The organism is Streptomyces sp. NPDC004721 (assembly GCF_053601495.1).
Genome location: NZ_JBSGBZ010000084.1, coordinates 1 through 25,904 on the forward strand (window position 1 = coordinate 1; position 25,904 = coordinate 25,904).

Annotated in this window: 22 protein-coding genes; 12 read left to right on the plus strand and 10 right to left on the minus strand. The window is 72.8% G+C overall.

Annotated features, from left to right (window positions below):
* Nucleotides 1-210: 210 nt before the first annotated feature.
* Nucleotides 211-363, minus strand: coding sequence for a hypothetical protein (locus ACWEK3_RS38750; RefSeq protein ID WP_450541017.1), 153 nt, complete (start codon nucleotides 361-363; stop codon nucleotides 211-213).
* A gap of 11 nt (nucleotides 364-374) precedes the next feature.
* Nucleotides 375-1,385 carry a pectate lyase family protein gene (locus tag ACWEK3_RS38755; RefSeq protein WP_453251891.1) on the minus strand — a complete coding sequence of 337 codons (1,011 nt, stop codon included), beginning with the start codon at nucleotides 1,383-1,385 and terminating at the stop codon, nucleotides 375-377.
* Between the two features lie 428 nt (nucleotides 1,386-1,813).
* On the opposite strand from ACWEK3_RS38755, the gene ACWEK3_RS38760 reads away from it, so the two are divergent.
* The 3 genes from ACWEK3_RS38760 (at nucleotide 1,814) to ACWEK3_RS38770 (ending at nucleotide 8,498) form a co-directional block, all read left to right on the plus strand.
* Complete coding sequence (locus ACWEK3_RS38760) at nucleotides 1,814-3,103, plus strand: SGNH/GDSL hydrolase family protein (protein ID WP_453251905.1); 1,290 nt, start codon at nucleotides 1,814-1,816, stop codon at nucleotides 3,101-3,103.
* A gap of 523 nt (nucleotides 3,104-3,626) precedes the next feature.
* Nucleotides 3,627-4,169 carry a hypothetical protein gene (locus ACWEK3_RS38765; protein WP_453251892.1) on the plus strand — a complete coding sequence of 181 codons (543 nt, stop codon included), beginning with the start codon at nucleotides 3,627-3,629 and terminating at the stop codon, nucleotides 4,167-4,169.
* A 9-nt stretch (nucleotides 4,170-4,178) separates the two neighbouring features.
* Nucleotides 4,179-8,498 carry an HAD-IC family P-type ATPase gene (locus tag ACWEK3_RS38770; RefSeq protein WP_453251893.1) on the plus strand — a complete coding sequence of 1,440 codons (4,320 nt, stop codon included), beginning with the start codon at nucleotides 4,179-4,181 and terminating at the stop codon, nucleotides 8,496-8,498.
* 98 nt (nucleotides 8,499-8,596) lie between these two features.
* On the opposite strand, the gene ACWEK3_RS38775 is transcribed toward ACWEK3_RS38770, so the two are convergent.
* The 5 genes from ACWEK3_RS38775 to ACWEK3_RS38795 form a co-directional block, all read right to left on the minus strand.
* Nucleotides 8,597-9,949: an FAD-dependent oxidoreductase gene (locus tag ACWEK3_RS38775; RefSeq protein WP_453251894.1), complete on the minus strand. Its 1,353-nt coding sequence runs from the start codon at nucleotides 9,947-9,949 to the stop codon at nucleotides 8,597-8,599.
* Between the two features lie 143 nt (nucleotides 9,950-10,092).
* Nucleotides 10,093-10,770 carry a TetR/AcrR family transcriptional regulator gene (locus tag ACWEK3_RS38780; protein ID WP_453251895.1) on the minus strand — a complete coding sequence of 226 codons (678 nt, stop codon included), beginning with the start codon at nucleotides 10,768-10,770 and terminating at the stop codon, nucleotides 10,093-10,095.
* 206 nt (nucleotides 10,771-10,976) lie between these two features.
* Nucleotides 10,977-11,675, minus strand: a complete 699-nt coding sequence (locus tag ACWEK3_RS38785; RefSeq protein ID WP_453251896.1) for an HAD family hydrolase — start codon at nucleotides 11,673-11,675, stop codon at nucleotides 10,977-10,979.
* 66 nt (nucleotides 11,676-11,741) lie between these two features.
* The gene (locus ACWEK3_RS38790; RefSeq protein WP_376546013.1) at nucleotides 11,742-12,677 is read right to left on the minus strand and encodes a M56 family metallopeptidase; all 936 of its coding nucleotides are present in this window, start codon (nucleotides 12,675-12,677) and stop codon (nucleotides 11,742-11,744) included.
* Nucleotides 12,678-13,307: 630 nt separating this feature from the next.
* Nucleotides 13,308-13,859, minus strand: a complete 552-nt coding sequence (locus tag ACWEK3_RS38795; RefSeq protein ID WP_390878657.1) for a DUF5134 domain-containing protein — start codon at nucleotides 13,857-13,859, stop codon at nucleotides 13,308-13,310.
* Nucleotides 13,860-14,055: 196 nt separating this feature from the next.
* Between ACWEK3_RS38795 and ACWEK3_RS38800 the strand changes: the two genes are divergently transcribed.
* Complete coding sequence (locus tag ACWEK3_RS38800; RefSeq protein WP_453251897.1) at nucleotides 14,056-15,732, plus strand: FUSC family protein; 1,677 nt, start codon at nucleotides 14,056-14,058, stop codon at nucleotides 15,730-15,732.
* The gene (locus tag ACWEK3_RS38805) at nucleotides 15,729-16,322 is read left to right on the plus strand and encodes a MarR family winged helix-turn-helix transcriptional regulator (RefSeq protein ID WP_453251898.1); all 594 of its coding nucleotides are present in this window, start codon (nucleotides 15,729-15,731) and stop codon (nucleotides 16,320-16,322) included. The genes ACWEK3_RS38800 and ACWEK3_RS38805 overlap by 4 nt, the downstream gene beginning before the upstream one ends.
* 101 nt (nucleotides 16,323-16,423) lie before the next feature.
* On the opposite strand, the gene ACWEK3_RS38810 is transcribed toward ACWEK3_RS38805, so the two are convergent.
* Nucleotides 16,424-17,191, minus strand: a complete 768-nt coding sequence (locus ACWEK3_RS38810) for a VOC family protein (RefSeq protein WP_361419268.1) — start codon at nucleotides 17,189-17,191, stop codon at nucleotides 16,424-16,426.
* A gap of 103 nt (nucleotides 17,192-17,294) precedes the next feature.
* On the minus strand, nucleotides 17,295-17,687 hold the full coding sequence (locus ACWEK3_RS38815; RefSeq protein WP_453251899.1) for a VOC family protein: 393 nt from the start codon (nucleotides 17,685-17,687) through the stop codon (nucleotides 17,295-17,297).
* A gap of 283 nt (nucleotides 17,688-17,970) precedes the next feature.
* Here ACWEK3_RS38815 and ACWEK3_RS38820 point away from each other — a divergent pair, with 283 nt between their 5' ends.
* The gene (locus tag ACWEK3_RS38820) at nucleotides 17,971-18,510 is read left to right on the plus strand and encodes a GNAT family N-acetyltransferase (RefSeq protein ID WP_453251900.1); all 540 of its coding nucleotides are present in this window, start codon (nucleotides 17,971-17,973) and stop codon (nucleotides 18,508-18,510) included.
* Nucleotides 18,511-18,528: 18 nt separating this feature from the next.
* Here ACWEK3_RS38820 and ACWEK3_RS38825 read toward each other — a convergent pair whose 3' ends face one another.
* A complete protein-coding gene (locus ACWEK3_RS38825) occupies nucleotides 18,529-19,212 on the minus strand; it encodes a glycerophosphodiester phosphodiesterase (RefSeq protein ID WP_365433290.1) in 684 nt (227 codons plus the stop codon).
* A 435-nt stretch (nucleotides 19,213-19,647) separates the two neighbouring features.
* Here ACWEK3_RS38825 and ACWEK3_RS38830 point away from each other — a divergent pair, with 435 nt between their 5' ends.
* From ACWEK3_RS38830 to ACWEK3_RS38855, 6 genes are all read left to right on the plus strand, one after another.
* Nucleotides 19,648-21,045 carry a DUF6421 family protein gene (locus ACWEK3_RS38830; protein WP_453251901.1) on the plus strand — a complete coding sequence of 466 codons (1,398 nt, stop codon included), beginning with the start codon at nucleotides 19,648-19,650 and terminating at the stop codon, nucleotides 21,043-21,045.
* Between the two features lie 41 nt (nucleotides 21,046-21,086).
* Nucleotides 21,087-21,845: an SDR family NAD(P)-dependent oxidoreductase gene (locus ACWEK3_RS38835; RefSeq protein WP_390727116.1), complete on the plus strand. Its 759-nt coding sequence runs from the start codon at nucleotides 21,087-21,089 to the stop codon at nucleotides 21,843-21,845.
* Nucleotides 21,842-22,912 (plus strand): threonine aldolase family protein, encoded by a 1,071-nt coding sequence (locus ACWEK3_RS38840; protein ID WP_361419286.1) that lies wholly within the window; start codon nucleotides 21,842-21,844, stop codon nucleotides 22,910-22,912. Before ACWEK3_RS38835 ends, ACWEK3_RS38840 begins: the two co-directional genes overlap by 4 nt.
* Nucleotides 22,913-23,010: 98 nt before the next feature.
* Nucleotides 23,011-23,604 (plus strand): transglutaminase domain-containing protein, encoded by a 594-nt coding sequence (locus ACWEK3_RS38845; RefSeq protein WP_453251902.1) that lies wholly within the window; start codon nucleotides 23,011-23,013, stop codon nucleotides 23,602-23,604.
* A 17-nt stretch (nucleotides 23,605-23,621) separates the two neighbouring features.
* Complete coding sequence (locus ACWEK3_RS38850) at nucleotides 23,622-24,317, plus strand: B3/B4 domain-containing protein (RefSeq protein WP_453251903.1); 696 nt, start codon at nucleotides 23,622-23,624, stop codon at nucleotides 24,315-24,317.
* 244 nt (nucleotides 24,318-24,561) lie between these two features.
* On the plus strand, nucleotides 24,562-25,904 hold a 1,343-nt coding region (locus ACWEK3_RS38855), incomplete at its 3' end, for an IS200/IS605 family accessory protein TnpB-related protein (protein WP_453251904.1).

Genomic DNA, 25,904 nt, shown 5'->3' on the forward strand with positions numbered 1-25,904 from the left:
CGCCAACTTCGCCCGAGCACGGTTCACTTCATGTGCGTCCACAACGTCCAACATGCCCCAAACAGGGCCGAGAAGACCTAACGGAGCCCTACTAGGCGGTGGAAGCCGTCATGCAGTGTCTCGACTGGATGCGCCATAGTCAGGCACACCCCGGCTTCCGTGTGATCAGCTACCGCTCTGAATTCGAAAGGCAGCTTCGAACGGATCGTCTTATTTGGTCTGCCCGGTCACGAAGGCCAGGTTGGCCAGGCTGTTCCACTCCTCCTTCGCGTAGGCAGACTGAACACGGGCGTGCGGGAACACATGGTGGAACTCGGTCTTGGCTCCGCTGCTCATCGGCTGGTCGCTGATGGCGATAGGCATCCGGAACCTGTTCATCCCCCGCGCCCCTGCGCGTCCGCCGGTTTGGCGCCGAGGGCGCGGGAGATGCCGCGCGCGGCCGTGCGCACCACGGGGAGGTGCGACCGGGCGGCGGCGTCGTTGGGTACGACCACGCCGACGGCCGCGACGACGTCGCCCGAGCCGTCGCGCACGGGGGCCGCGATGCCGAGGGCGTAGGCATAACCGTCCTGCTTGCTGTCCCGGTTGGTGGTGACGGCGACCGACGTGCCGCGGAAGACGTTGTTCTCGACCAGCATCTGGGCGCCCATGCGCGAGTGCACGGCGGTCTCGGCGCCCACGACGTAGTTGTCGTAGAAGTGCCCCGTGCCGAAACGCAGGCTCGGGATGCGGGAGTTGACGTTGTTGAACCAGTTGTGGTGGTACGTCACCCGCAGATGCCCGGTGTCCTCGCTCGCGTTGTTGTCGCTGTGGCCGACCAGCGAGCCCTTGTAGTGGTTCTTGAAGGTGTTCCAGGACACCGTGACGTAGTCGGAGGCGTGCGAGACGTCGAGCAGGCCGTCGTAGTAGTCCTTGCCGTGGTCGCGGTCGGAGGACACGGAGTTGTGGTCGATCCAGACCTTGGTCGAGCCCTGGACGGTGATCGCGTCCGTGCCGACGGCCTTGCTGATCTGGAGGTTGCGCACGACGACGTTGCTGACGTTCTTCAGCCGCAGCCCGCCGCCGGTGAACCCGGACGACGAACCGACGCCCAGCACCGTGGTGTTGGAGCCGACGTCGACCTGACCGCTCAGTGAGATCAGACCGCTCACCTTGATCACCTTGGCGGTGTTGCCGGTCACGGCCGACTTGAAGGCGCTGAGCGTCGAGACGGTCACCGCCGAGGCGCTGCCGCCGCCGGTCGTGCCGGCGCCGAAACCGACCGGTGAGCTCTCGGCGGCCCCGGCCTGCTGCGGCAGGGCGAGCGCCGCGAGGGTCGCGGCGGCGGCGACGGCCGCCGCCAGTGCCGACCTGGGCGCGTGTGGACGTGAGAGGCGAGTTCGCATGCGGATGCTGTCCCTTCGGAAGGACTGGGTGGGGGGTCGTATACGAGACCGCGTGAGGTCGTATACGTGAATGGCGAACATCATGTGGAACGACTCGCGTGAGCAGTGTGGCTCAGAGGGCCTGAAGTAGCGCCTGCCGGTCACACTGTTGAACGGACCGTAGAGTGCAAGCGCTTTCTAGTCAACGATTCGGGCAGGTCACATCCGGCCACTCGCGGGTGGATGGTGAAAGGGTGCCGACGCCGGGTGTGGGAGCGCTTCCATGGCGGCCATGTCCATGCCACCATGCAGCAGCGGCAGCCCACCGGGAGCAGTTCCGCGCGCCTCGAGCCGCCGCCCGCACCCGTCCGATCGCACTCCCGCACATCCAACGGAGGACGCAAGTGACGCCCGGAAGAACGCGCCCCGCCAGAACCAGCCGTGCCGACCTGATCGGCGTGTGCGTCCTGGTGCTGGCCCTCGTCGTCACCGTCTCGGCCGTCACCGCCCTGGTGCGTGGGCCGGACCGCGTGACCGCCGCCGACCGGCCGCCGGCCGCGGCCGCACGGCACTGGGTGAACACCTGGACGGCGATGCCGCAGCTCACCGACCCCGGCAACCTGCCGCCGGCGCCCTTCACCGGCGACCGTGCCGTCCTCGTCGACACCACCGTGCGGCAGACGCTGCGCGTCTCCACCGGCGGCCACCGCATCCGGCTGCGCTTCTCCAACGCCTTCGGTGACACCCCGCTGCCCCTGACCGCCGTGACGGTGGCACTGCCGCGCGACGGCGCGGCAGGCGTCAGCGCCGTCGAGCCGCGAACGACCCGGAAAGTGACGTTCTCCGGGCGGGCGTCGACGACCGTGCCCACCGGGGCCCAGGTCGTCTCCGACCCGCTGGACCTCGACCTGCGCGCCGCGTCCACCCTCACCGTGACGGCGTACCTGGCCGAGGGCCAGCCCTCCCTCGCGCTCACCTCCCACCCGGGCTCGCGCACGACGTCGTACCTCGTCCACGGCGACCACACCCGGGACGCCGATCTGGCCGGGGCGACCCCGGTCGACCACTGGTACCTGATCAGCGACGTCGAGGTGGAGGCCAAGGCCTCGACCGAGGTCGTGGCGATACTCGGCGACTCGCTCACCGACGGGCGCGGCTCCACCACCAACGCCAACGACCGCTGGCCCGACCAGCTCTACGACCGGCTCCGCTCCCGCCCCGCCACCGCGGACCTCGCCGTCCTGAACCAGGCCGCCGGGGGCAACCGCGTCCTGAACGACGGCCTCGGCCCCAACGTCCTCGCCCGCCTCGACCGCGACATCCTCGCGCGCAGCGGCGTCGCCTGGCTGATCGTCTTCGAGGGCGTCAACGACATCGGCACCGCCGACGCCACCCCGGCCGCCCAGCGCCGGGTCACCGAGGACCTGATCGCCGCCTACCAGCAGATCGTGGTGCGCGCCCACGCCCAGGGCATCCGCGTCTGCGGCGCCACCCTGCTGCCGTTCGGCGGCAACGACTCCTACGACGACCTGGAGAAGTCCCGCCAGGCGGTCAACGCCTGGATCCGGGCGAGCGGGCACTTCGACGCGCTCATCGACTTCGACCGCGCGGTCCGCGACCCCGGGCAGCCGAGCCGGCTGCGGCCCGACCTCCATGCCGGGGACTGGCTGCACCTCAACCCGCGGGGCTACGGGCTCCTCGCCGGCGCGGTCCCCGCGGGACTCTTCCGCCACTCCTGAGGCGGGGGACGGACGGCTCCGCCGTCGGGCTGCCGGGCGCCGGCCCTTGGGGTGGGCGCCTGTCGGCCCTTCGGGTGGGGGCTCGGTGCGGCGGGTGCACCTGTGCGGGTGGGGTCTTTACCGCTTCCGCGGGGCCTCTGTTTCTGGTGCGGGGGTGGGGCCGCCCGGCCGTTGGGCTGTTGGGTGTCGGCCTTTCGGGCGGGGTGTCTGTCGGCCTTCGGGCGGGTGCTCGGCGCCGCTGGTGTACCCGTAGCCGCAGGGTCCGGGAGCGTGCCGGGTGCCCCATTCTCGAGCGGTTCCGCTGGTTCCGGCACAGGGGTGGGCCGTCTCCGAATGGCATCCCGCCGGTGCTGCGGGCAGGGTGTCGGTCGGCGTTCCGGCCGCGACGTGGACCGTGGTGGACGGCGGAGCCCGGTGGCGCGGACGAGAGCGGTGGCGTTGTCTGGGAGAGACGGGGTGACCAGCACGGTTGTGGGCACCCGGTGGCCACGAGGAGTCGATCTCACCCCAGGCGAGGAGAGTCATGGCTGAGCGGAAGTCGTCGTCTGCCCTTGCGGCGCCGCTGCACGGTGCGGCTTCGGTGCTGCGGAAGGTGCCCGGCGCCGAGGCGGTGGGCCGGGCCGCGCAGGGGACGCTGGACAAGGTCGGCGCGGTCTCGCCGCGCGGGCGGCGGCTCGCGGTGTACACGGGAGCCGGAGTGCTCGGTGTCGCCGGAGTCGTGGAGTGGCCGGTGGCGCTCACCGGCGCGGCCGTGGTCTGGCTCACCCAGCCCCGCCCCGAGCGGCCCGCCGCCGGCGAGGAGCAGGCACAGGCACCGGAGCTGCCACCGGCCACCACCGCGGCGCGCAAGCCCGGGAAGAAGCGCGGCACGGCTGCCCGGGAGACCGAGCAGGGCGCCGGTACCGGCATCAAGAAGCAGGCGTCCGCGCCGGACACGGACACCGGGCCCGACGAACCGGCGAAGACCAAAGCGTCCGGGGCCGGCCGAGGCAAGTCCTCGAAGGGGCAGGCATCGGCCGCCGGACCCCTCGGCCCGACGGCGCGGCCCGACCGCACCTCCCTCTGAGGACGCGCCATGGTGCTAGGACTGCTGACTGCGCCGTCGGCCGCTGCCCGGCTGGTCACCCGGACGGCCGCCCCTGCGGTCGGGGCCGCCGCGGGAGCGGTGGCCGGAACGGCACGGGCCGGCGTACGCGGCGTGGACGCCGCCACGCGGGTCGTGCGTGTCGCCCGCAACGCCCTGCCCGGCACGGACCACCTCTGGCAGTCCGGCACCCGGGCGCATCTGTCACTGCGCTCCCTGGACCCGGAGAGGGTGCTGCGCGCGGGCGGGAAGGAACATCTGGCCCGGCACATCGCCGCGACACTCGCCGAGCGGCCCGACGTGCTCTTCGCATGCTGGGACGAGGGTCTCGGACGGCTGGTCGTCGCCGTGACGGAGGAGGAGGTCGCCGACGAGGTCGTGGACCACGCCGCCGACCTGGCGGCCCGGCACGGGCTCGTCCTGGACGGCGACGATCCGGAGGAGATCACACATCCGGGGGACCCGGCCGGGGTGCGGGCGGCCGCGGCCACGTTCGCCGCCGACGTGGTGGGCGTCGGCGTCGCACTGACCTCCTACGCGTTGCGCCTGCCGCCCTCGCCGCGCATGGTGACCGCCGCGGTGACGCTGCTGCGGGAGAACCCGCGCTTCCGTGCCGCACTGGGCTCCCGGATGGGCAGGTACCGTATGGACCTCCTGCTCGCCTGCGCGAACGCGGCCGCCCACGGCAGCGGCCAGACCCCCACCGCGCTGGTCCTGGACGGCGCTCTGCGCGCCTCCCAACTGGCCGACACGGTGGCCCGCACGGCCGCCTTCGACGCGTTCCACGACCAGCTGTGCGCACCCGGCCGCGTCAGCGTCGCCGCGGACGACACCCCGCGCCCGCCGCTGCGCATCACACCGGCCCAGGAGTACGCCAACCACGCCTCCGCCGGCAGTCTGGTGGGCGCGGCGCTGACCATGCTGGTCAAGCGCAACGGGGCCGAGGCGGCCGAGGCGGTGCTCGCCGGTTCGCCCAAGGCCGCGCGCTACGGTCCCGCCGTCTTCCACGCCGTGCTCGGCACCCTGCTCGCCCGGACCGGCGTGCTGGTCCGGGCCCCGGAACGGCTGCGGCAACTGGAGATGGCCGGCACCGTCGTCCTGCACTCGAGCGCGTTGCGCACCGAGGAGGGGGAGGCGGACCCGTGGGCCGAACCGGTCCTGGACGCGGCCCGCCGGGCCGGACTGCGGGTGGTCCTGGTGGACGATCCGGCCCTGGAGGACCTGACCGGCCTCGCCGACGAGGTCGTGGACGCCCGGCGGCCCCTGGACGACGTGGTGTACGGGCTGCGCGGCGAGGAGGGCACGGTGCTCACCGTCGCCCGGATGCGCTCCGCCGACGACCACGACGTCCTGGCCGGACTGCGCGGCAGCGACCTCGCCGTCGCCCTCGTGGACGGCGACGCCGCCGTCGTCTGGGGCGCGGACATCCTCGCCCTGCACGGACTCTCCGACGTGTGGCGGGTGCTGACGGCCGTCCCGTCGGCCCGGAGGACCGGCCACCGGGCGCAGACCCTGGCCCGGTCCGGCGCCGCGCTGTCCGGGCTGCTCGTGGCCATCGGCGAGTCCAAGCGCGGCCGCGGCCGCCGTGCCATGCTGCCCGGATTGCGGCACGCACCGGTCGACGCCGCCGCCGCCGTCGCCCTGCTGTCCGGGACGCGCGCCGCCTTCGCCGTGGCGGCGGTGCATGCCCCGCACCCGCGACCGCGCGTGCACTGGCACGAACTCGACGCGAAGGAGGCCCAGGAACGGCTGGACCAGGAAGCGCCGGGCCGGCTCACCCCGTTCGAGTGGGCCGCCGCCCAGGCCCGCAAGGCGGTCGCCGCCATCGTCCGGAACCCCGTCCTCGCCCCGGTCCGCTGGACGTACGAGCTGGGGCAGGCCGTGCGCGGCGAACTGCGGGACCCTCTTACCCCGGTCCTGGCCGTCGGCTCGGCGGCCTCGGCGATCCTCGGCTCCGTGGTGGACGCCCTCCTCGTGGTCGGCGCCCTCGACCTCAACGCCCTGGTCGGCGGCTTCCAGCGGCTGCGCGCCGAGCGTGCCCTGTCCGGCCTGATCGCCGAGCAGAAGCGCAAGGCGCGCATCGCGCCCCCGGACGCGCAGGCCCCGGCCGGCGCCACCGTCACGGTCGACGCCGGGAAGCTCAAGCCGGGCGACGTGATCGAGCTGAAGGGCGACGAGGTGGTGCCCGCCGACGCCCGGCTGCTGTGGGAGGACGGCCTGGAGGTCGACGAGTCCGCGCTGACCGGGGAGTCCCTTCCGGTGGAGAAGCAGACCGATCCGACCCCGCACGCCGCGGTCGCGGACCGCAGCTGCATGGTCTTCGAGGGCACCACCGTGGTGGCGGGGGAGGCCCGGGCCGTCGTGGTCGACACCGGCGAGAGCACCGAGGCCGCCCGCGCCGTGCACCTCGCCGCCCGCACACCCCCGTCCGCGGGCGTGCAGGCCAGGCTCCAGGAACTCACCCGCAAGGCACTGCCGCTGACGCTGGCGGGCGGCGCCGCGGTGACCGGTATCGCGCTGCTGCGCGGCACCTCCGTCCGCGAGGCGGTCAGCGGCGGTGTGGCCGTCGCCGTGGCCGCCGTCCCGGAGGGACTGCCCCTGGTCGCCACCGTGGCGCAGCTGGCGGCGGCCCGGCGGCTCAGCCGCGACGGCGTCCTGGTCCGCACCCCGCGCGCGCTGGAGGCGCTGGGCCGGATGGACACCATCTGCTTCGACAAGACCGGCACTCTCACCGAGAACCGGCTGCGCGTGGTGCGGGCGTCCGACGCCGACGGTGAGGTCCACGTGGTGGGCGACGAGGCCTCCGCACGGACACTGCGGTCCGCGGCGCGGGCGTGTCCGCGTCTCAACGGCGACTCGGACCGGCCGGTGCACGCCACCGACGAGGCCGTCCTCGACGCGGCCGGTCCCGACCCGGACTGGGCCGAGCTGGAGGACCTCGGCTTCGAGGCCGCGCGCGGATACGCGGCCGCCGTCGGCCGGGTCGCGAACGGCCCCCGCCTGCTGGTCGTCAAGGGCGCCCCCGAGACGGTGCTGCCCGCCTGCCCCGCCCTCCCGGCCCACGCCATCGACACCTCGCACGCCCTGGCCGGCGACGGACTGCGGGTGCTGGCGGTGGCGCAGCGGCGGCTCGACGAGCACGAGAGCGAGGAGGACGCACTCGAACGGACGCTTGAGGGCCTGGAGTTCATCGGGCTGCTGGCGCTGTCGGACGTGCCGCGCGACACGTCCATGGCGCTCGTGAGCGGGCTGTACGAAGAGGGCGTACGGCCGGTCATGCTCACCGGCGACCACCCGCAGACCGCCCGTGCCATCGCCACCGAGCTGGGCTGGCCCAAGGACACCACCGTGGTCACCGGAGACGAACTCGCCGCCGCGGACAGGTCGGCCCGCGCCCGGATGCTGCGCGACGCCGGCGTGGTCGCCCGGGTGGCGCCCGAGCAGAAGCTCCAGGTCATCGAGGCGCTGCGGGACGCCGGCCGGGTGGTCGGCATGGTCGGCGACGGTGCCAACGACGCCGCGGCGATCCGCGCCGCCGACATCGGCGTGGGCATCAACGCCCGCGGTTCCGCGGCCGCGCGCAACGCCGCCGACATCGTCCTGACCGACGACGACCTGACGGTCCTGATCGACGCGATCGGCGAGGGCCGCGCCCTGTGGCACAGCGTCGCCGACGCCATCGCCATCCTGATCGGCGGCAACGCGGGCGAGATCGGCTTCGGTCTGTTCGGCACGCTGCTGTCGGGCACCGCGCCGCTGTCCACCCGGCAGATGCTCATGGTGAACCTGTTCACGGACCTGTTCCCGGCGATGGCCGTGGCGGTGACCCCGAAGGAGGACCCCGAGCAGGCGCGGTCGGCGACGCCGGAGGACGCGGCGGGCTCCGTCCTGGGCGAGGGACTGATCCGGCAGATCCGCCACCGTGCCCTGACCACCTGTCTGGGTGCGGTCACGGCCTGGATGATCGGCCGCTGGACACCGGGCACCGCCCGCCGCTCCAGCACCATGGCCCTGTGCGGTGTGGTCGGAACCCAGCTGGTCCAGACCCTGCTCGACCGCCGGGGCAGCACGCTGGTGCGGGTGACGTCCCTGGGCTCCGCCCTCACCCTCGCCGCCCTGATCCAGACCCCCGGCGTCAGCCGGGCCCTGGGCTGCACCCCGCTCGGTCCGGTGGCCTGGGCCGGCGTCGCCGCGGCGATCACCCTGGCCCTGGCCGGTCAGCGGGTCCTGCCCCAACTGGAGGAGACCGTCGTACGGCTGCTGCCGGAGAGCGGTCCCGCGGTCGTCCGAGAGCTGACGGCCGGAGGATGACAGCCAGAGGTCCGGCCCCGCCAGAGCCTGGCGGGGCCGGACCGGTTCATGGATTCCCGCGGGCACGTACCGGGGCGACCGCGCTGCCTTGGGGGCCCCTAGACCTGGGAGACCGCGGTGCCGGCCGCCGACCGCAGGGACTCCCAGTCCGGCAGCTTGACCACGCTGCGCCCCAGGGAGACGCCGAGTTCCGCCTCGGCCCGCTCGATGGCCTGCCAGCCCGCCCACCGCACGGGCTCGACACCCTCGGCTCGCAGCACCGGGAGGCTGTCGTCCGGCACCTGCCTGCCCACGAGCCCGGGCGCGTCCTGGAGCAGCGAGGCCACCGTCTCCTTCGCGCACGGCCGGTTGGTGCCGATGACGCCCGTGGGACCCCGCTTGATCCAGCCGGCCACGTACTCGCCCGGCGCGACGGCGCCGTCGCGCAGCACGCGCCCGTCCCGGTGCGGCACCGTGCCGGTGCCCGCGTCGAACGGCAGCCCGTCCAGCGGCACTCCGCGGTAGCCCACCGACCGCAGCACCAGCTGGGCCGCGATGTCCTCGTACCGACCCGTTCCGACGACGCCGCCGTGCCCGTCCGGCGCCGTGCGCTCCAGTCGCACCGTGCCCACGCGGCCGCCGTCGGCGAGCAGTTCGACGGGGCGCAGGAAGAAGCGCAGCCGGATCCGGCGGCTGCCGCCCTTCGGCGGCGTCGCGGCCCAGCCGCGCAGGACCTCGATGTTCCGGCGCTGGGCGGCCGTCAGCGCCGAGGGATCAGCGCAGGCTGGGTCCAGCGCCAGCTCCTCGGGGTCGACGACGACGTCGGTGTCCGGCAGGGCGCCCAGCTCGCGCAGCTCCTTGGTCGTGAAGCGGGCCTGCGACGGGCCGCGCCGGCCCACCATGTGGATCTCGGTTACCCGGCTCGCGGTGAGCGCGGCGAGCGCGGCCTCGGGCATGTCGGTGGGGCTCAGCTCGGCCGCTCCGCGCGCCAGGATGCGCGTGACGTCCACGGCGACGTTGCCCACGCCGACGACGACGGCCGACCGCGCGCCGCGCACGAAACCGCTGTCCTCGGAGTCGGGGTGGGCGCTGTACCAGGAGACGAACTCGGTCGCCGACCAGCTGCCCGGCAGGTCCTCGCCCGGGATGTGCAGACGGCGGTCGGTGGCGGCGCCCACGCAGTAGACCACCGCGTGGTACAGCTCGCGCAGCCGCGCGGCGGGCAGTCCGCCGGGGCCGCCGACCTGGACGCCGCCCAGGAACCGGACCCGCTCGTGCTCCAGGACCGTCCGCAGATTGTTCTGCAGCGACTTGATCTTCTCGTGGTCCGGCGCCACGCCGTAGCGCACGAGCCCGTACGGGCACGGCAGCCGGTCGAGGACGTCGACGCGCACCGAGGGGTCCTGCTGGACCAGGCCCTGAGCGGTGTAGCACCCGCTCGGCCCCGAGCCGATGACGGCGACACGCAGCACGGCGGAACTCCTTACCCCGATGGATCGCACATGGACCGCAGGAGATCGCTGATGGCTCCAGCATGGCACCAAGCGGACCGCCGGGGGAGGCCGCGCGGGACCGCCCGCGTGTCGCGGCCCGGATCTGTATGCCGGCCGTCGGGCTACCGCTCCGGCGGGGGCGCCGGGATCCGGCCGGTCGCGAAGAAGCGGGACAGGTCCGTGTCGCAGGAGCCGCCGGGCGGCTGCGCCTCCGGAGGCGCTCCCATGTCCCAGTCGAGCCGGTAGCGCTCGAACAGCTCGGCCCGCAGCACCGGCACCGCCATCGGCGCCCCGGGCACCAGCGCGGCGTAGACGGCGCCCATGAGCAGGGCGCGCAGCATCGGGTAGTCGGCGTCGACGTCCTGCGAACCGCGCCGGGCCACCGTGTCCCGCAGCAGCTCGGAGAGGCGCTGCTGCTCCGGGCACTGCACGAAGCCCTCCTCGTGCAGGATCCCCGCCATGTGCTGGCGCATCAGCACCGGCCGGTCCCGGGCCAGACCCAGGATCGCGTCGACGGCCCGAGCCAGCCGCTCCCGGCCGTCCTCGGTGTGCGGCTCGCGCTCCAGCGCCTCCTGGAGCGTGCGGTGCATCAGCCGGTGCACGGCGGACTGCACCAGCTGGCGCTTGCCGGGGAAGTAGTAGGAGACCAGTCCGCGTGCCGACCCCGCGCGGTCGGCGATGGCGCCGAGCGTCGTCGCGTCGTACCCGTGCTCGCCGACCAGCTCGACCGCCGCCTGGAGGAGCCGCTCCCGGGAACGCCGTCGCAACTCTTCATTGACCGAGGCGCTTCGCGGGGACATGCTGTGACTCCTGCGTTGACTGGCTGCCAGCCAACTATACTCAGCACAAGCGGACCGGCCCCGGCAGGGGTCCGTCGTGCTGCCGTCCGTCTCGGGCGAAACGGGGGATCGTCCGAGGCGGGCGGACTTTCGCGTACCCGGTGCCGTCAAGGGGCTGCCGCCCAGGCTGGGTGGGCGTGCCGGCGGCGCGGCCGTGCGGTGGCGGCTCAGTCCGTCCGGTCGAGCAGGCCGAGGACCGGCAGCAGCGCGTCCGGCCGCCGAGTGACCGGCAGGTGGTCCACGAAGTGCACGCCGCAGCCCAGGGCGGCCGCACCGCCGTCCGCGTGGCGGCTGTCGCCGACCATCAGCACGTCCTTCGGGTCGGCGCCGAGCGCCGCGCAGGCGAGAGCGAACAGGCGCGGGTCCGGCTTCTGGACGCCGTGCTCGTACGACAGCACGTAGGCGTCCACGTACGCGTCGAGGCCGTGGGCGCGGAACACCGGGCGCAGGTCCCAGCCGATGTTGCTCACCACGCCCACGCCGACCCCGCGCTCGTGCAGCGTGCGCAGCACCTCGGCCGCGTCCGGGTAGGGGGCCCAGGCCGCGGGTGTCATGTGCCGCTCGTACAGCGCGTCGTGCAACGCCGGGTCGGGCAGCGGCACTTGACGGGACAGGGTGGTGTAGGCGGAACGGTGGAGTTCGGCGCTGCGGTCCCGGATCTCCCACAGCCCGGCCACCTCGTCGGGCAGCCGCGACGGCGGCGCCCCGCCCGGCAGCGCCCCGGCCTCCTCCAGTGCGCGTGCCGTCCGGACCAACTCCGGTTCCTCAAAGGTGAGTTCAGCATCGTCCAGGACGGCTCTCAGCCAGGACCCGCAGGACTCGACGCGGAAGAGGGTCCCGGAGAAGTCGAAGAGCACGGCAGCCATGGGCCGATGATGGCCCAACCCCGGGCGCCCCGGCCACCGGATGCCGGTCACGGACGGGGGCCGTTCCTAGCCCAGCGCCCTCAACCCGGGTATCACCGCCACCAGGACCGGTATCACCGGGACGAGGGAGGCGACCGCCGTCAGGCGCAGTCTGCGGGCGGCCGGGAGGCGGTTCGGGGGAGTGAGGAGGCGGTGCACGCGCTGAGGGACGTGCGCCTGGGCGGCGGGGCACGGGCCGAACACGCCGCGGTGCTCGTTGAGCCCGACCAGGGCGAGGGCGGTCGTCAGGCGGCCGAAGCGGCGTGACGCCATGTCGTCGGCGGCGAGTTCGACCAGGCGGTGCATCTCGTCGCGGAACGCGGCGAACACCGGCACCTGCGGAAAGCCGCCGGCGAGCGCCGCGGAGCAGTGCAGCAGCCAGTCGTGCCGGGCCCGCGCGTGGCCCTGCTCGTGCGCGAGGACGGCGTCCAGCTGCCGCCCCTTCAGCTTGCGCAACGCGGCCGTGGTGATGACCAGTCGGGGCGACGGGCCGGGCAGCCACCAGGCGTCCGGCTGCTCGCCCTCCAGCACCACGAGCCGGTCGGTGCCGGACTCCTCGCCGGGCAGCAGCGGGGCGCGGACGAGGAGTTCGGCGCGGCGCAGCCTGCGTCGCGCCCGGGCTCGTACCACCTCGCGGAGCAGCATGGCCGCGCTCCACGCTGCGCCGCACGCGAGCGCCACCGCGGTCGTCGGCGCCCAGGCGTCGGCCGTGCCGAGTGCGTACGCCTCCACCACCGAACGCGGAGCCGGGGCGAACACATGGCCGCGCACCGCCTGCCAGGCGGCCGCCGCGCTGAGCGTCATCGACAGCGCGCAGCACAACAGGACCGCGGCGACCACGCACTGCCACACCCACAGCGCGAGCACCGGTTCACGGTCCGGCCAGTCGGCCCGGGCGAGCAGCCGAGGGGCGGCGACGGCGGTCAGGGCGCCGAGCAGCAGCAGGACCGCGGGGACCATCATGCGAGCCACCCTATGAGGGGGCGACAGCCCCGTGGGCACGGCTCCTCGGCAAAGTGACGCAGACCACGGCGCCCTGGCACCGACCTCGCCGTCCCGGCGTTCACGCCGGACCTGTGACAGCGGCGCGGAGCGCCACCGCGTCCGGATTCCGGGGCGCCCTGACAGCCTGCCCGGCGGAGCAGGCCGAACGCGAACACGTGTACTGGTGTTCGCCGATCGGGGTGATCGCATCGGAAGAGGGGTGCGGGTGTTCGGGTGTCGTGCGTACGGTCGCATGGTGGTGCCGGGTGATCGGGACAAGTGCCGGGGGGTGGGTGTGGCGGGGGTGGACATGCCCGGTACCCCACCCATATCCGGCTCATCGTGCTCCTGACGTTCGTGTTCGTGCTGTTCGTGCCACGGACGACCTCGCCGGCATTGCTCTACACAGCGACTTGTTCGCACTTCCTAATCGGCGGCCGAGTCGTCGTGAGGCGCCGGGCGGCCAAGCCTCCAGAGCCATGGAACGGCAGCAGCCTGATAGCCACACCCAGCACCTCTGGGCGACCCAACCCTACGAATGGCTCGATCAACCCGAACAAGAAGGTAGAGCAGCCTGAGCCAGGAATCCCCTCCCTCAGGGGGGAGCAGTCAAATGGTCAGCAGCATCGCCACCATCGCGATCCCCATCGACAGCCGGCACGCCCGTGCCAGCTCCGGCCGGTCGCCCCACCCCGTGGCGCCGCGCGCGCCGCTCCCCACCACCGCCCCGGCGGGGACCAGCCGGACGCCGGACAGCAGGACGTATCCGGCGAAGTACAGCAGCAGCGCGCCGGTGAGCGGCGGCACTCCGGTCCCGCCGTGGTGATGGGAGCCGGGCGAGACGGCCATCACCACGCACATGTAGACCATGGCCGCCGCGCCCACCAGGTGGTGCAGATGGTGCGGGCTCGTCCGCGCCGACCACAGCGAATGCAGCGCGGTCGCGCCGAAGACCACCCCATAGGCAGACCAGGCCCACACCGGTGGTGTGAACACCGCTGCCGGGACGGCCATGGCGGCCATGCCGAAGCCCATGACCGCCTCGCCGCCCGCGGCACGGCGCTGGTCCTCGACGGTGCTGCGCATCCGCAGCAGGCAGTACACCCCGGTCGCCGCGCACAGCGCGACCAGCAGCCAGCCGGGCGAAGTCGATCCGTGCACCCCCCACCTCCCCGTTCGACGGATCACGGCCGCCGCCGGACGGCCGGTCGGTCAAGCGATGCCCGGGGCACGCGGTGCGCACACGAGCGCAAGGAGGTATACGGGGCGCGTTCGGGGAAGCGCGGCACGTCACGAGCCGGGGGCGGTACGACGACCAATATGTTTCACAAGTAAAACACCTGTTAAGCTTGTCGGTATGAGCAGTGTGCCCCCCACCCCCAGCCGGATCGCCCGGCATCTTCCGCTCACCGGCGTGCTGCGGCTCGGCCGCCCCTCGGACATCTGGTTCAAGCCCGCCCTGAGCGTCCTCGTCTCGGTCGCCGTGCCCAACCTCACCCTGCTCGTCCTCGGCCGGCTCGACCTGGCCATGTACACGATGGCGGGCTCGCTGTGCGCCCTGTACGCGCACAACCGCCCCTACGCCGCCAGGGCCCGCGCGCTGGCCTGGGTGGTCCTCGGCATGATCGGCGGTCTCGCCATCGCCCTGGTCACCGCCTCGCTCACCACCGACCCGGTCGTCCTGGTCACCATCGGCGCCCTGATGGCCGCCGTGCAGAAGGCGCTCTGCGACGCCACACGCATCGGACCGCCCGGCAACGTCGTCCTCACCTTCATCAGCTCCGCCTCCCTGTTCGCCCCGCAGACCCTCGGTCAGATCCCGGCCCACCTGGCGCTCGCCCTCGCCGCGGCTGCCTGGGCCTGGCTGGTCGGCATGGCTCCCGGGCTGCTGCGCCCGCACGGCCCGGAGCGCCGCGCCACCGCGCAGGCGCTGAACGCGGCCGCCGCCCACGCGGCCACCGGCGGCACCGGCGAAGGCCACGCCCGGACCCGCGCCGCCGCGGCCGCCGCCGTCCAGGCCGCCTGGCAGACGCTGCTGTCCACCGGCGCCCGCACCGCTCCCCGGCGCGCTCTTGAACGGCTCGTCGTGCGCGCCGAGGTCGCGCTCGCCGCCCCCGCGGACACGGACCCCGAGAGGCTGCGCACCTGGGCCCGCCGACTGTGCGGGACCGGCCCGATCCCCGAGGCCGGCGAGACGGCGGCGGACGCCGACGAACTGCTCGGCGTGGACGCCGAGGCCACCGCCCCCCACCGGCCCTGGTGGACCCGGCTCGGCCCGCTCACCCCGATCGTGGTGCGCACCGCGCTGGGCTGCGCCCTCGCCGGCTACGCCTCCCTCGCGCTCGGCGTCGGCCGCCCCTACTGGGCCCTGGTCACCGCCGCCTCCCTCTACCAGGCCAACATGACCCTGACCTGGAAGCGGGGCATCCAGCGCGTCGTCGGCAACCTAGTCGGCGTCCTCGTGTTCGCCGCCGTCGCCCCGCTCGCGCACGCCAGTGACCTGGCCCTCGTCCTGCTCTGCATGGCCTTCAACTTCGGCGCCGAGGCGCTGATGGGCCGCAACTACTGGCTCGGCAGCATCTGCGTGACCCCGCTGGCGCTGCTCATCATCGAGTTCGCCGGGCACCACGAGACGGGCGAGTTGATCACCGAGCGGGCCGTGGACACCCTGGTCGGCGCGCTGGTCGGCTTCGTGGCCGCCGTCGCCGTCACCAATCGCCGGGCCGGCGACCGCATCGAGCACGCCCTGGCCGCCGTCGACCGGGCCCGCGAAGGGGCCGCCCGCCTGCTCGCCGAGGAGCGGACCGCGCCCACCGCCCTGGAGTCCGCCCGCCGGAGCCTGACCGCCGCGGTGGCCGACCTGCGCGCCACCGCCGACGCCGCGTCCGGCGAGTGGTGGCAACGCGCCCTGCCCCAGGAGCGGGTCGTGTTCACCGAGCAGTCCGCACACCGTACGCTCGCCGCGACGGTACGACGCCAGGGCCTGCACGCCCCGGCGAGCACGGGCGAGACGACGGAGGACGTACGGCCATGACGGCGAGGAACGGACGGCCGCCCCACGAGGGGGCGGCGACCGGGGACGCGGCGCACGAGCGGACCCGGCCCACGGGGACCGAGCCGGGCGACGACACCGTCGCCGGCGTGGTCCGCCAGTGGCGGGCCGTCCACCCCGACCTGGACACCGCGCCGATGGAGATCATCGGCCGGATCAACCGCTGCGCCGCCCTCCTCCAGCAGGCCGAGGACGCGCCGCTGCGCCGGGCGGGTCTCAGCCGGCCCGAGTTCGACCTGCTCGGGGCCCTGCGACGGACCGGGGACGAGCTCACCCCGAGCGAACTGACCCGCGAGACGTTCTCCTCGGGGGCCGCCGTCACCAAACGCCTGAAGCAGCTGACCGAACGCGGACTGGTGGAGCGCCGCGGCGACACCCGCGACCGCCGGGTCGCCCACGTGCGCCTCACAGAAGCCGGACGGGACCTCGTCGACGGCGTCCTGCCGGAACAGCTCGCCTACGAACGGGCCGTCCTGTCCGGCCTGGCCAGGCGGGAACGGGACGGACTGGCCGCCCTCCTGGGCGAGCTGCTCGGCCGGCTGGAGGGCCGCCCGGGCGCCCTGCGCCTCTGAGTCGGAGGTCCGCCCCGGGTCCACGACCGTCTCGTGGACCCGGGCGGACCGTCGCGGGGTCTCGCCTCACCTGGGCGGACCTCGGCCTTCCTGGACGGACCTCAGCTCTCCTGGGCGGACCGGTAGATGCCGAAGGTCGCGCCTTGGGGGTCCCGCAGGACCGCGATGCGGGGGCCGTCCTCCGGGAGCGAGGTGGGTTCCAGCAGGGCCTTGGCGCCGGCCCGTACCGCGATGTCCGTGGTCGCGTCGACGTCCTCGACCGCGAAGTACGGCAGCCAGTGCGGCGGCACATCGGCCGGGAAGCGGTCGTGCATCGCGGTCACGCCGCCGAAGTCCTCGCCGTGCAGACCCCACTGCGTGTACCACTCCGAGGCGTTGACGCTCCAGCCGAACACGCTCGTGTAGAAGTCCCTGGCCCGCTTGGGGTTGCGGGTGACGAGTTCCACCCAGCCGAGCGAGCCGGGCCGGTTGAACACCCCGGCACCGGAGAACTCCCGCGCCTGCCACATCTGGAAGGCCGCGCCCGACGGGTCCAGTGCGACGGTGAAGCGACCCTCGTCGTAGATGTCCCGCGGGCCGTGGATCACCGTCCCGCCGGCCTCCACCACCTTGTTCGCCGCGGCGTCCGCGTCGGCGACGGCGAACGAGACGTTCCACGCGACCGGCTGCGACCTCTGGTACAGGGGCGTGATCGCGGCGACCGGCGCGTCTCCGAGGTGAGCAAGGGTGTAGTCACCCGAGACCAGCCGGGGGTCGCTCCGCATCCGCCAGCCGAACACCTCCGTGTAGAACCGTGTGGCGGCCTCCAGATCGCTGGTGCCCAGCTCCGCCCAGCAAGGTCCGCCGACCACCGGCTTGTCGAACTCCATGGCACTCCTCCGGGAAGGCTCACCCCCACTCACCAGCACGCTAGCCCCGGCCGCCGACGCGGGCCAGCGGGAGCCACCGCGCCCGCCCGCGCCCGGATCCGGCTCAGATCGCCGCCCGGTAACGCAGCGGGTGCTCCGCCGGCACCTCGACAAGGACGATGGGCGTGCCGTCCGGATCGGCGATCCACATCTCGATCAGACCCCACGGCTCGCGCACCGGCTCACGCGTGATCTCGACGCCCTTCACCCGCAGCTCCTCGTGGGCCGCCGCCACGTCCTCGACCTGGAGCCACAGCCGCACGGAGGGGGACAGCGGGCCGTCGGAGCGCCCGGAGAGCTCCAGGAAACCGCCACCGAGGAAGTAGACGGTGCCCCGCTCCGGCCCCGCGCCGAACTCGCGGTAGACGGCGAGGCCGAGCCGCTCGCCGTAGAAGACACGGGAGCGCTCGGGGTCCGTGGGCCGGACCAGTGTCCGGCTGCTGAGTACGTGCACCATGCACCCGGACCCTAGTGCCTCTCGTTTGGATCATGCCGGGCTCGCGGGCCCTGGCACCGTTCCCCCAAGCTCTTCGAGCAGGGGGTACCCCCAGCCGCGTTGTCGTCGGTTGGCAGGGCTTCGCCCTGCCGCCCTCCTCCGCGTTGCGATCCTCCCCCACTGCCTGAACGGCGTGGGAGGTGCCCCCATCACCAGACCCCGCTCCCTGATCCGGGCTGACCCAAACGAAAGACCCTAGTGGCAGGATGGCGCTCGACCGCGCCCGAACCGAAAGGCTCGCCCCATGAAGACCGCCGCCAGCGGACTGACCTTCCGTGACGCCCGCGACGCCGATGCCGACACGCTGGTGCGCCTGATCGAGTCCGCGTACCGCGGGGACTCCAGCCGGGTCGGCTGGACCACCGAGGCGGACATCCTCCAGGGGCAGCGGACGGACCCCGAAGGCGTGCTGGAGGTGATCAAGTCGCCCGGCAGCAGGCTGCTGACGGTCGAGCGGGACGGCCGCGTGGTCGCCTGCTGCCAACTCGAGCATCAGGGGGACCACGCCTACTTCGGCATGTTCGCCGTCAGCCCCGCACTTCAGGGTGCGGGCCTGGGCAAGGTGGTCATCGCGGAGGCCGAGCGTCAGGCCCGGGAGGACTGGAGCGCCAGGGAGATGCACATGACCGTGATCTCCGTGCGCGAGGACCTGATCGCCTGGTACGAGCGCCGCGGCTACCGCCGTACGGGAAGGATGACCCCCTTCCCGTACGGCGACGAGCGGTTCGGCATTCCGCAGCGCGACGACCTGGAGTTCGAGCTGCTGGTCAAGGAACTCGCCTAGGCATCCTAGCCCAGGGGATCAGGCGGTGAAGCGGCCCGTGAGCTTGATCTCCGGGTAGTCGGTGGTCGCCCCGTCCAGCTCCAGGGCGCGGACCAGGCGCAGATGGTCCAGGGTGTTGACGACCCAGCCGATGATCCGCAGGTCCGCCTTGCGCGCGTGCTCGACGATCTCGAGGGTCAGCCGGCGGATGTTGAGGCAGACGGTCGCGGCGCCGGCGGCGGTGGCGCGTTCGACGACCTCGGAGCCGTAGCGGCTGGCCACGAGCGCGGTGCGCACCCCCGGCACCAGTCGGGCGACCTCGGCGATCGCCTCGTCGTGGAACGAGGACACCTCCACGCGGGAGACCAGGTCCCGCTCGTGCAGGATCTCGGCCAGCGCGCGGGCCGCGGCCACGTCCTTGATCTCGGCCTGGAGCGGTGCCCGCACCGCGTCGAGGACCTCTTCGAAGACCGGGATCCGCTCGCCGCGGCCGGCGTCCAGGGAGCGCAGCTCGGCGAGTGTCTTGTCGGCGATCGCGCCGCTGCCGTCGGTGGTGCGGTCCACCTTGTCGTCGTGCATGACGACGAGGGCGCCGTCCTTGCTCAGGTGCAGATCGAGTTCGATGACGTCCAGGCCGGCCTGCTGGGCGGCGACGAAGGAACGGAGGGTGTTCTCGGGCTCGACTCCCATGACTCCGCGGTGACCGATGGTAAGGAAGTTCAAAGTTCAACTCGCTTCCGTCGACGGCGGCTCTGCGCGGCGCGGAGCGAACGGACCCCGTCGTCCGCGCGGTAGTGACGCAGCCTAATGGCCCACACGCTGGTTGAACCCCCGCGTACACGCCGCAGTGGGGTGACGGCCCGCAGGACGGGGCCGGATCCGTCGCGGCGGTCACTCCGGCGTGGGCGAGTCCCCGGTGCATTGACCGCCGGGCCGTGAGGCCTTCACACGGTCGCCAACGGCCGGAAACCGCCCCCGGAGAGACGTGGCGTCCGTCACCCGACCGGCCACCGAGTCTGGCCCCGTCCGGGTGTACGGCAGGAAAATAGCCGGTGACCATGGCCGCGCGCAGAATAATTTCCCGAGGGTCCCCTTGCTGGGAGAAACCCTGTATGTATACGGTCTCCTTACGCGAGGTTGTCCCGTGGAGGATGAGACATGACGGAAATTCTTGTGCAGGTGGGTGCGGAGGAGAAGGTTCCTCCGGTGGCCAGGGTGGTTGAGCACCCGGCGTGGCCCGTGCTCAAGGATGCCGTGGAGCGAATCCGGCCATGGCAGTCGAAGGACGGCTCGATCGACTTCACGGCCGACGGCGCCCCCGGCCGCGCGGACGCCGACGCCGTCGTGCGCCGTGTGATCGACGCCGTCGAGGAGCTGTCCCCGCTGCTGCCGCACGACGCCGTCTACCACGAGGCGCTCGTGCGGGATCTGCGCCGCTGGGCCGAGGGCGGCTTCGAGGTGCCGGACTTCCTGGACTCGCTGCTGGCCTTCCAGCCCGCCGCGAACCGTGCGGACGGCCTCCAGCACATGGTCGTCTTCCCCATGTACACGCAGAACGGCAACCCGGACCGCAACCTCGAGGCGGTCGTGCTGCGCATGGTCTGGCCGGAGTGGCTGGCCGAACTGGAGCGCACCCGCTACGACAACCCGCTGTTCTGCGGCATCACCTTCGAGGACTTCACGGGCGGCTACGACACCAACTCCGCCGTCCTCTTCCCGGAGACCATCGCCGTGCGCGAGGCGCCGGAACGGTTCTCCTGGGGCGGCATCTTCTGCGACCGCGAGGCCGCCCGCTTCCGCCGCGTCACCGCCGCCGCCGTCGACCTCCTGGGCCTCGAACTGCCCGAGGACATCGCCGCCATGGTCCACGACCAGAAGCGCAGCGAGGAGGCCTTCGTGCTGTGGGACATGGTCCACGACCGCACCCACAGCCACGGCGACCTGCCGTTCGACCCGTTCATGATCAAGCAGCGACAGCCGTTCTGGATGTACGGCCTGGAGGAGCTGCGCTGCGACCTCACCGCCTTCAAGGAGGCCGTGAAGCTCCAGGCCGACGGTGTCGCGCAGGCCCGTGACGTGCAGTACGCGGTGCTGTTCGACCGCATGTTCCGCTTCCCGGTCACCGGCGAGCGCGTGCGCAACTACGACGGCCTCGGCGGTCAGCTGCTCTTCGCCTACCTGCACAAGCACGACGTGGTGCGCTGGACCGACAACAAGCTGACCATCGACTGGGAGCGCGCCCCGCAGGTCACCAACCAGCTGTGCGCCGAGATCGAGAAGCTCTACCGCGACGGCATCGACCGCCCCAAGCTGGTCCACTGGTTCGCCGGCTACGAACTGGTCTCCACCTACCTCGCTCCGCACCCGGGCTCCAAGTGGGCCAAGGGGCCCGAGGCCCTGGACCTGACCCAGCCCCCGCGCAAGCTCGTGGATGACGTGCTTCCGGACGAGTTTCCGCTCAGCATGTTCTACGAGGCACTGTCCAAGAGGCTGAAGAATGTGATCGCCTCGACCAAGGGCATCACGGCGGACAGCACCGAGCGGGTCGCCGCGTGAGCGGCCGCGAATCCGAGAACACTGCGCAGGAGGCGAGGAACATGGTGGGCAACGGGGCTCTCAGCGGTGCGGTGATCGCGGTGGCCGGCGCGGGCGGACCGGCCGGCCGGGCGGCGCTGCGCAGGCTCGCCGAGGCGGGGGCGACCGTCGTCGGCGCGGACAACGACCCGGAGCGGCTGTCGCAGGCCGTGGACGCCGCCCGGTACGCCTCCGGCGGCGCCCGCGTCACCGGGGACACCGTCGACCTGCTCGACCTCCAGTCCACCCGCGACTGGGCCGCGCACATCGAGAAGGACTTCGGCCGGATCGACGGCCTGGTCCACCTCGTGGGCGGCTGGCGCGGCAGCGAGACCTTCACCAAGACCAGCCTGGACGACTGGGACTTCCTGGAGCTGCTGCTCATCCGCACCGTGCAGCACACCTCCCTGGCCTTCCACGAGGCGCTGCAGCGCAGCGAGCGCGGCCGGTACCTCCTGATCAGCGCGGCCGGCGCCAGCAAGCCCACCGCGGGCAACGCTGCGTACTCCGCCGCCAAGGCGGCCGCCGAGGCGTGGACGCTGGCCATGGCCGACTACTTCCGCAAGGCAGGGAAGGCCGAGGGCGCCGAAGGGCCGACGTCCGCGGCTGCGATCCTGGTGGTGAAGGCGTTGGTGCACGACGCGATGCGCGCCGAGCGCCCCAACGCGAAGTTCGCGGGCTTCACGGACGTCAAGGACCTGGCCGAGGCCATCGTCGACGTGTGGAGCAAGCCCGCCGCGGAAGTGAACGGAAACCGTCTGTGGCTGACCGACAAGCCGTGAACCCTCCCAGGACCGACGCGCGTCGCCATCACGACCCCGAGGTCCGCGGGTTCGCCAGCGACAACTACGCCGGGGTCCACCCGGAGGTGCTCGCCGCCCTGGCCGTGGCCAACGGCGGGCACCAGGTCGCGTACGGCGAGGACGACTACACCGAGAACCTCCAGCGGATCGTCCGCAGCCACTTCGGTGCCACCGCGGAGGCGTTCCCGGTGTTCAACGGAACCGGCGCGAACGTCGTGGCGCTCCAGGCGGTCACCGACCGCTGGGGCGCGGTGATCTGCGCGGAGAGCGCGCACATCAACGTCGACGAGGGCGGCGCCCCCGAGCGCATGGGCGGCCTGAAGCTGCTCACCGTGCCCACGCCCGACGGCAAGCTCACCCCCGAGCTGATCGACCGGCAGGCATACGGCTGGGAGGACGAGCACCGGGCGATGCCGCAGGCCGTCTCGATCACCCAGAGCACCGAACTCGGCACCCTCTACACGCCCGAGGAGATCCGCGCCATCTGCGAGCACGCGCACGCGCGGGGCATGAAGGTGCACCTGGACGGCTCCCGCATCGCCAACGCGGCCGCCTCCCTGAACGTGCCGATGCGGACGTTCACCAACGCCGTCGGCGTCGACATCCTCTCCCTGGGCGGGACGAAGAACGGCGCGATGTTCGGCGAGGCGGTCGTGGTCCTCAACCAGGACGCCGTCCGCCGGATGAAGCACATCCGCAAGATGAGCATGCAGCTCGCCTCCAAGATGCGTTTCGTGTCGGTGCAGTTGGAGGCGCTGCTCGCCAAGGACCTGTGGCTGCGCAACGCCCGGCACGCCAACGAGATGGCCCAGCGGCTCGCGGAGGGCGTGCGCGCCGTGCACGGCGTGGAGATCCTCTACCCGGTGCAGGCCAACGGCGTCTTCGCCAAGCTCCCGCACGACGTGAGCGAGCGCCTGCAGAGGCGGTTCCGCTTCTACTTCTGGGACGAGGCGGAGGGCGTCGTGCGCTGGATGTGCGCCTTCGACACCACCGAGGACGACGTGGACACGTTCGTGGCCGCGCTGAAGGAGGAGATGGCGCGCTAGCCCGGGCACGCCGACCGGATCGGTCGGATCTGCATAGTTATGCGATTACTCGAAAAGTCATTGACGATCGAGTGGTCGCGTTCCTATGCTCTGCGGGCATGGAGCTGATCCAGAACACCCCCGACCTGTCTGCGTATTTGGCCGCCGACGAGGTGATCGACCATGAGCACCCGATGGTCCGCGAGACGGCTGCGCGCCTCGCCGAGGGGGTGGCGGACTCGTATGCCTATGCGCGGTCCGCGTACGAGTTCGTGCGCGACGGCATCCCGCACTCGCAGGACGCGGGTGACCCGCGCGTCACCTGGCGCGCCTCCGACGTCCTCCGGCTGCGCACCGGCATCTGCTACGCCAAGGCCCATGCCCTGGCGGCGCTGCTGCGGGCCGAGGACATCCCGACGGCGCTGTGCTATCAGCGGCTGACGCACGACGAGGGCGGCGGGCACGTGGTGCACGGACTGGTTGCCGTCCGGTTCAACGGAGCCTGGCACCGGCAGGACCCGCGCGGCAACAAGCCGGGCGTCGACGCCCGGTTCTCCCTCGCCGGTGAGCGCCTGGCCTTCGTACCGGACCCGAAGTCCAACGAGATGGACTATCCGGTGCTGTACGCTGAACCCCACCCGGCCGTGCTGGCCGCCCTCACGGCCGCTCCGGACCGGCCGCGGCTGTGGAAGACGCTCCCTGCCGCACTCTGACCGCGAGGCGGGCGAACATGGCACTGACGCTGACCGTCTCCGACGAGGTGCGCGCACTCGCGCCCGGCTTCGCCCACGTGGCCGTCGAGGCCCACGGGCTGGTGGGCGGACCGAGCACCGAGGCCTCCTCGGCGCTCCTGGACGACGCCGCACGCCGTCTGGCGGCACGCCTGGACGGGCGCGTCCCGCACGAGGACCCGCACATGGCCGCCTGGCGCGAGACGTACACGGCGTTCGGCTCCAAGCCCTCCCGTACCCGCAACTCGGCGGAGGCGCTGGCCCGCCGGGCGCTGACCGGCGCCGGACTGCCCCGCATCAACCTGCTCGTCGACCTCTACAACGCCATCAGCGTCGCCCGTCTCATCCCCGTCGGAGGCGAGGACCTCGACCGGATCGTGGGTGGCATGCGCCTGGTGCGCGCTAGTGGCGAGGAGGACTTCGTGACCGTCGCGGGCGGCGAGGAGACCGTCGAACACCCGGACGCGGGCGAGGTGGTGTGGTGCGACGACGCCGGCGTGACCTGCCGCCGCTGGAACTGGCGCCAGGGCCCGCGCACCCGCCTCACCGAGCAGACCGCGTCGGGCATCTTCCTGCTGGAGAGCCTGGCCCCGATGCCGGTTGCCGAGGCGGAGGCGGCGGCGGCCGAACTCGCCGAACTGCTGGAGAAGTTCAGCCCGGGAGCCGAGGTCACCGTACGGCCGTCCGCGTCCTAGGCACAGGCCTGTCCGCCGCCTTCCCGGCCTGTCGTGCGGCTCCGGCCGGGGTTTGAACTGCTGCCGCTTGACGGCGGTTGGGTGTGTTCTGGCGTGCGTGAGTGAACTTCGCAGCGGTGGTGCGCGGCGTGGGGAGGTGGTGGGCGGCAGGGCGACGGGAGTTCTGGTTTCGAATGCGTGACCTTCGGTCGGGGTGGTCGTTGGATGCGGTGACGGATTGGTCGGCGTCGGGCGGGGGTGGGCATTGGGCGGGTTGCGTGGGGTGGCGGCGTCGTTCGTGGTGCCCGGCCCGTCCGGGGTGGTGATCCGCGCCGCTCTCAAGGGCCTGACCCGGCAGGACGAGACGGTCTTGCGTCAGGGCGGCGCTCTGCTCGGTTCGCTGGCCTCCCGCGACCTGAAGGCGCGCTGCGCGGCGGGCCTGGCGCATGACAGCGAGCAATGGGCGCGGCGGAAGCGGGCGCTGACCGGGCCCTCGTCCTCGCGGTGGGCGGGAAGTATCACCAAGTCCACGCACGATCAGTGGGCGCTGGCCCGGCGCGGTCAACTCGCCCACATTCAGAGCCTGCGGGCAGGTGTCGAAACGATCAGGCACCGGCTCGCGCGGGCCGTCGGAGCGAAGGGTGCCAAGGGGGCGCCGGGCGGTTACCGCTCCCGGCGGGAGTGGTTTGCCAAGTCCCGTCGCCTGTACGTGCTCCAGGACCGGCTGGAGGAGGTGCGGGCCGACTCGGAGGCCGGGCGGGTGCGGGTGGTGCGCGGGGGTAAGAAGCTGGCGCGTGCCCGGCACCACCTGAACGCCGCCGGGCTTTCGGAGGCGCAGTGGCGGCTGCGGTGGCAGGCCGAGCGCTGGTTTCTCCAGGCCGATGGCGAGTCCGGCAAGCGGTACGGCAACAAGACGATCCGCATCACACCAGGCGGTGAGGTGAGCATCAAACTCCCGGCGCCACTGGCCGGGCTGGCCGACGCGCCCCACGGCCGGTACGTGCTCGCCTGCCGGATCGTCTTCCGCCACCGGGAAGAAGAGTGGGCCGACCGCATCGCCGCCCATCGTGCGGTGGCCTACCGCATTAACTACGACACGGACCGGAACCGCTGGTACGTGACCGCCTCCTGGCAGATCCCGCAGGTCAGGACGGTGCCGCTGGAAGCGGCTCGTGCGGGTGGGCTGGTCGGGGTGGACATGAACGCCGACCACCTGGCCGCCTGGCGCCTGGATGAGCACGGCAACCCCGTCGGCGCGCCCCGCAGATTCGGCTACCGGCTGACCGGCAGCGCGCAGCATCGGGACGCGCAGGTGCGGCACGCCCTGATCCGCCTGCTGCACTGGACGGCGCGGCGCGGTCTGGCCCTCGCGATCGAGGACCTGGACTTCGCCGCGGACAAGACCCGGGAGAAGCACGGCCGCCGCAAGCGGTTCCGCAAGCTGATCTCCGGCCTGCCCACCGCCCGCCTGCGCGCACGGCTCGTGTCCATGGCTGCCGAGCTCGGCGTCACCGTCGTCGCCGTCGACCCGGCCTACACCAGCCGCTGGGGCGCTCAGCACTGGCAGCGACCCCTGAACACGAACAGGCGTAGGACCACCCGTCACGA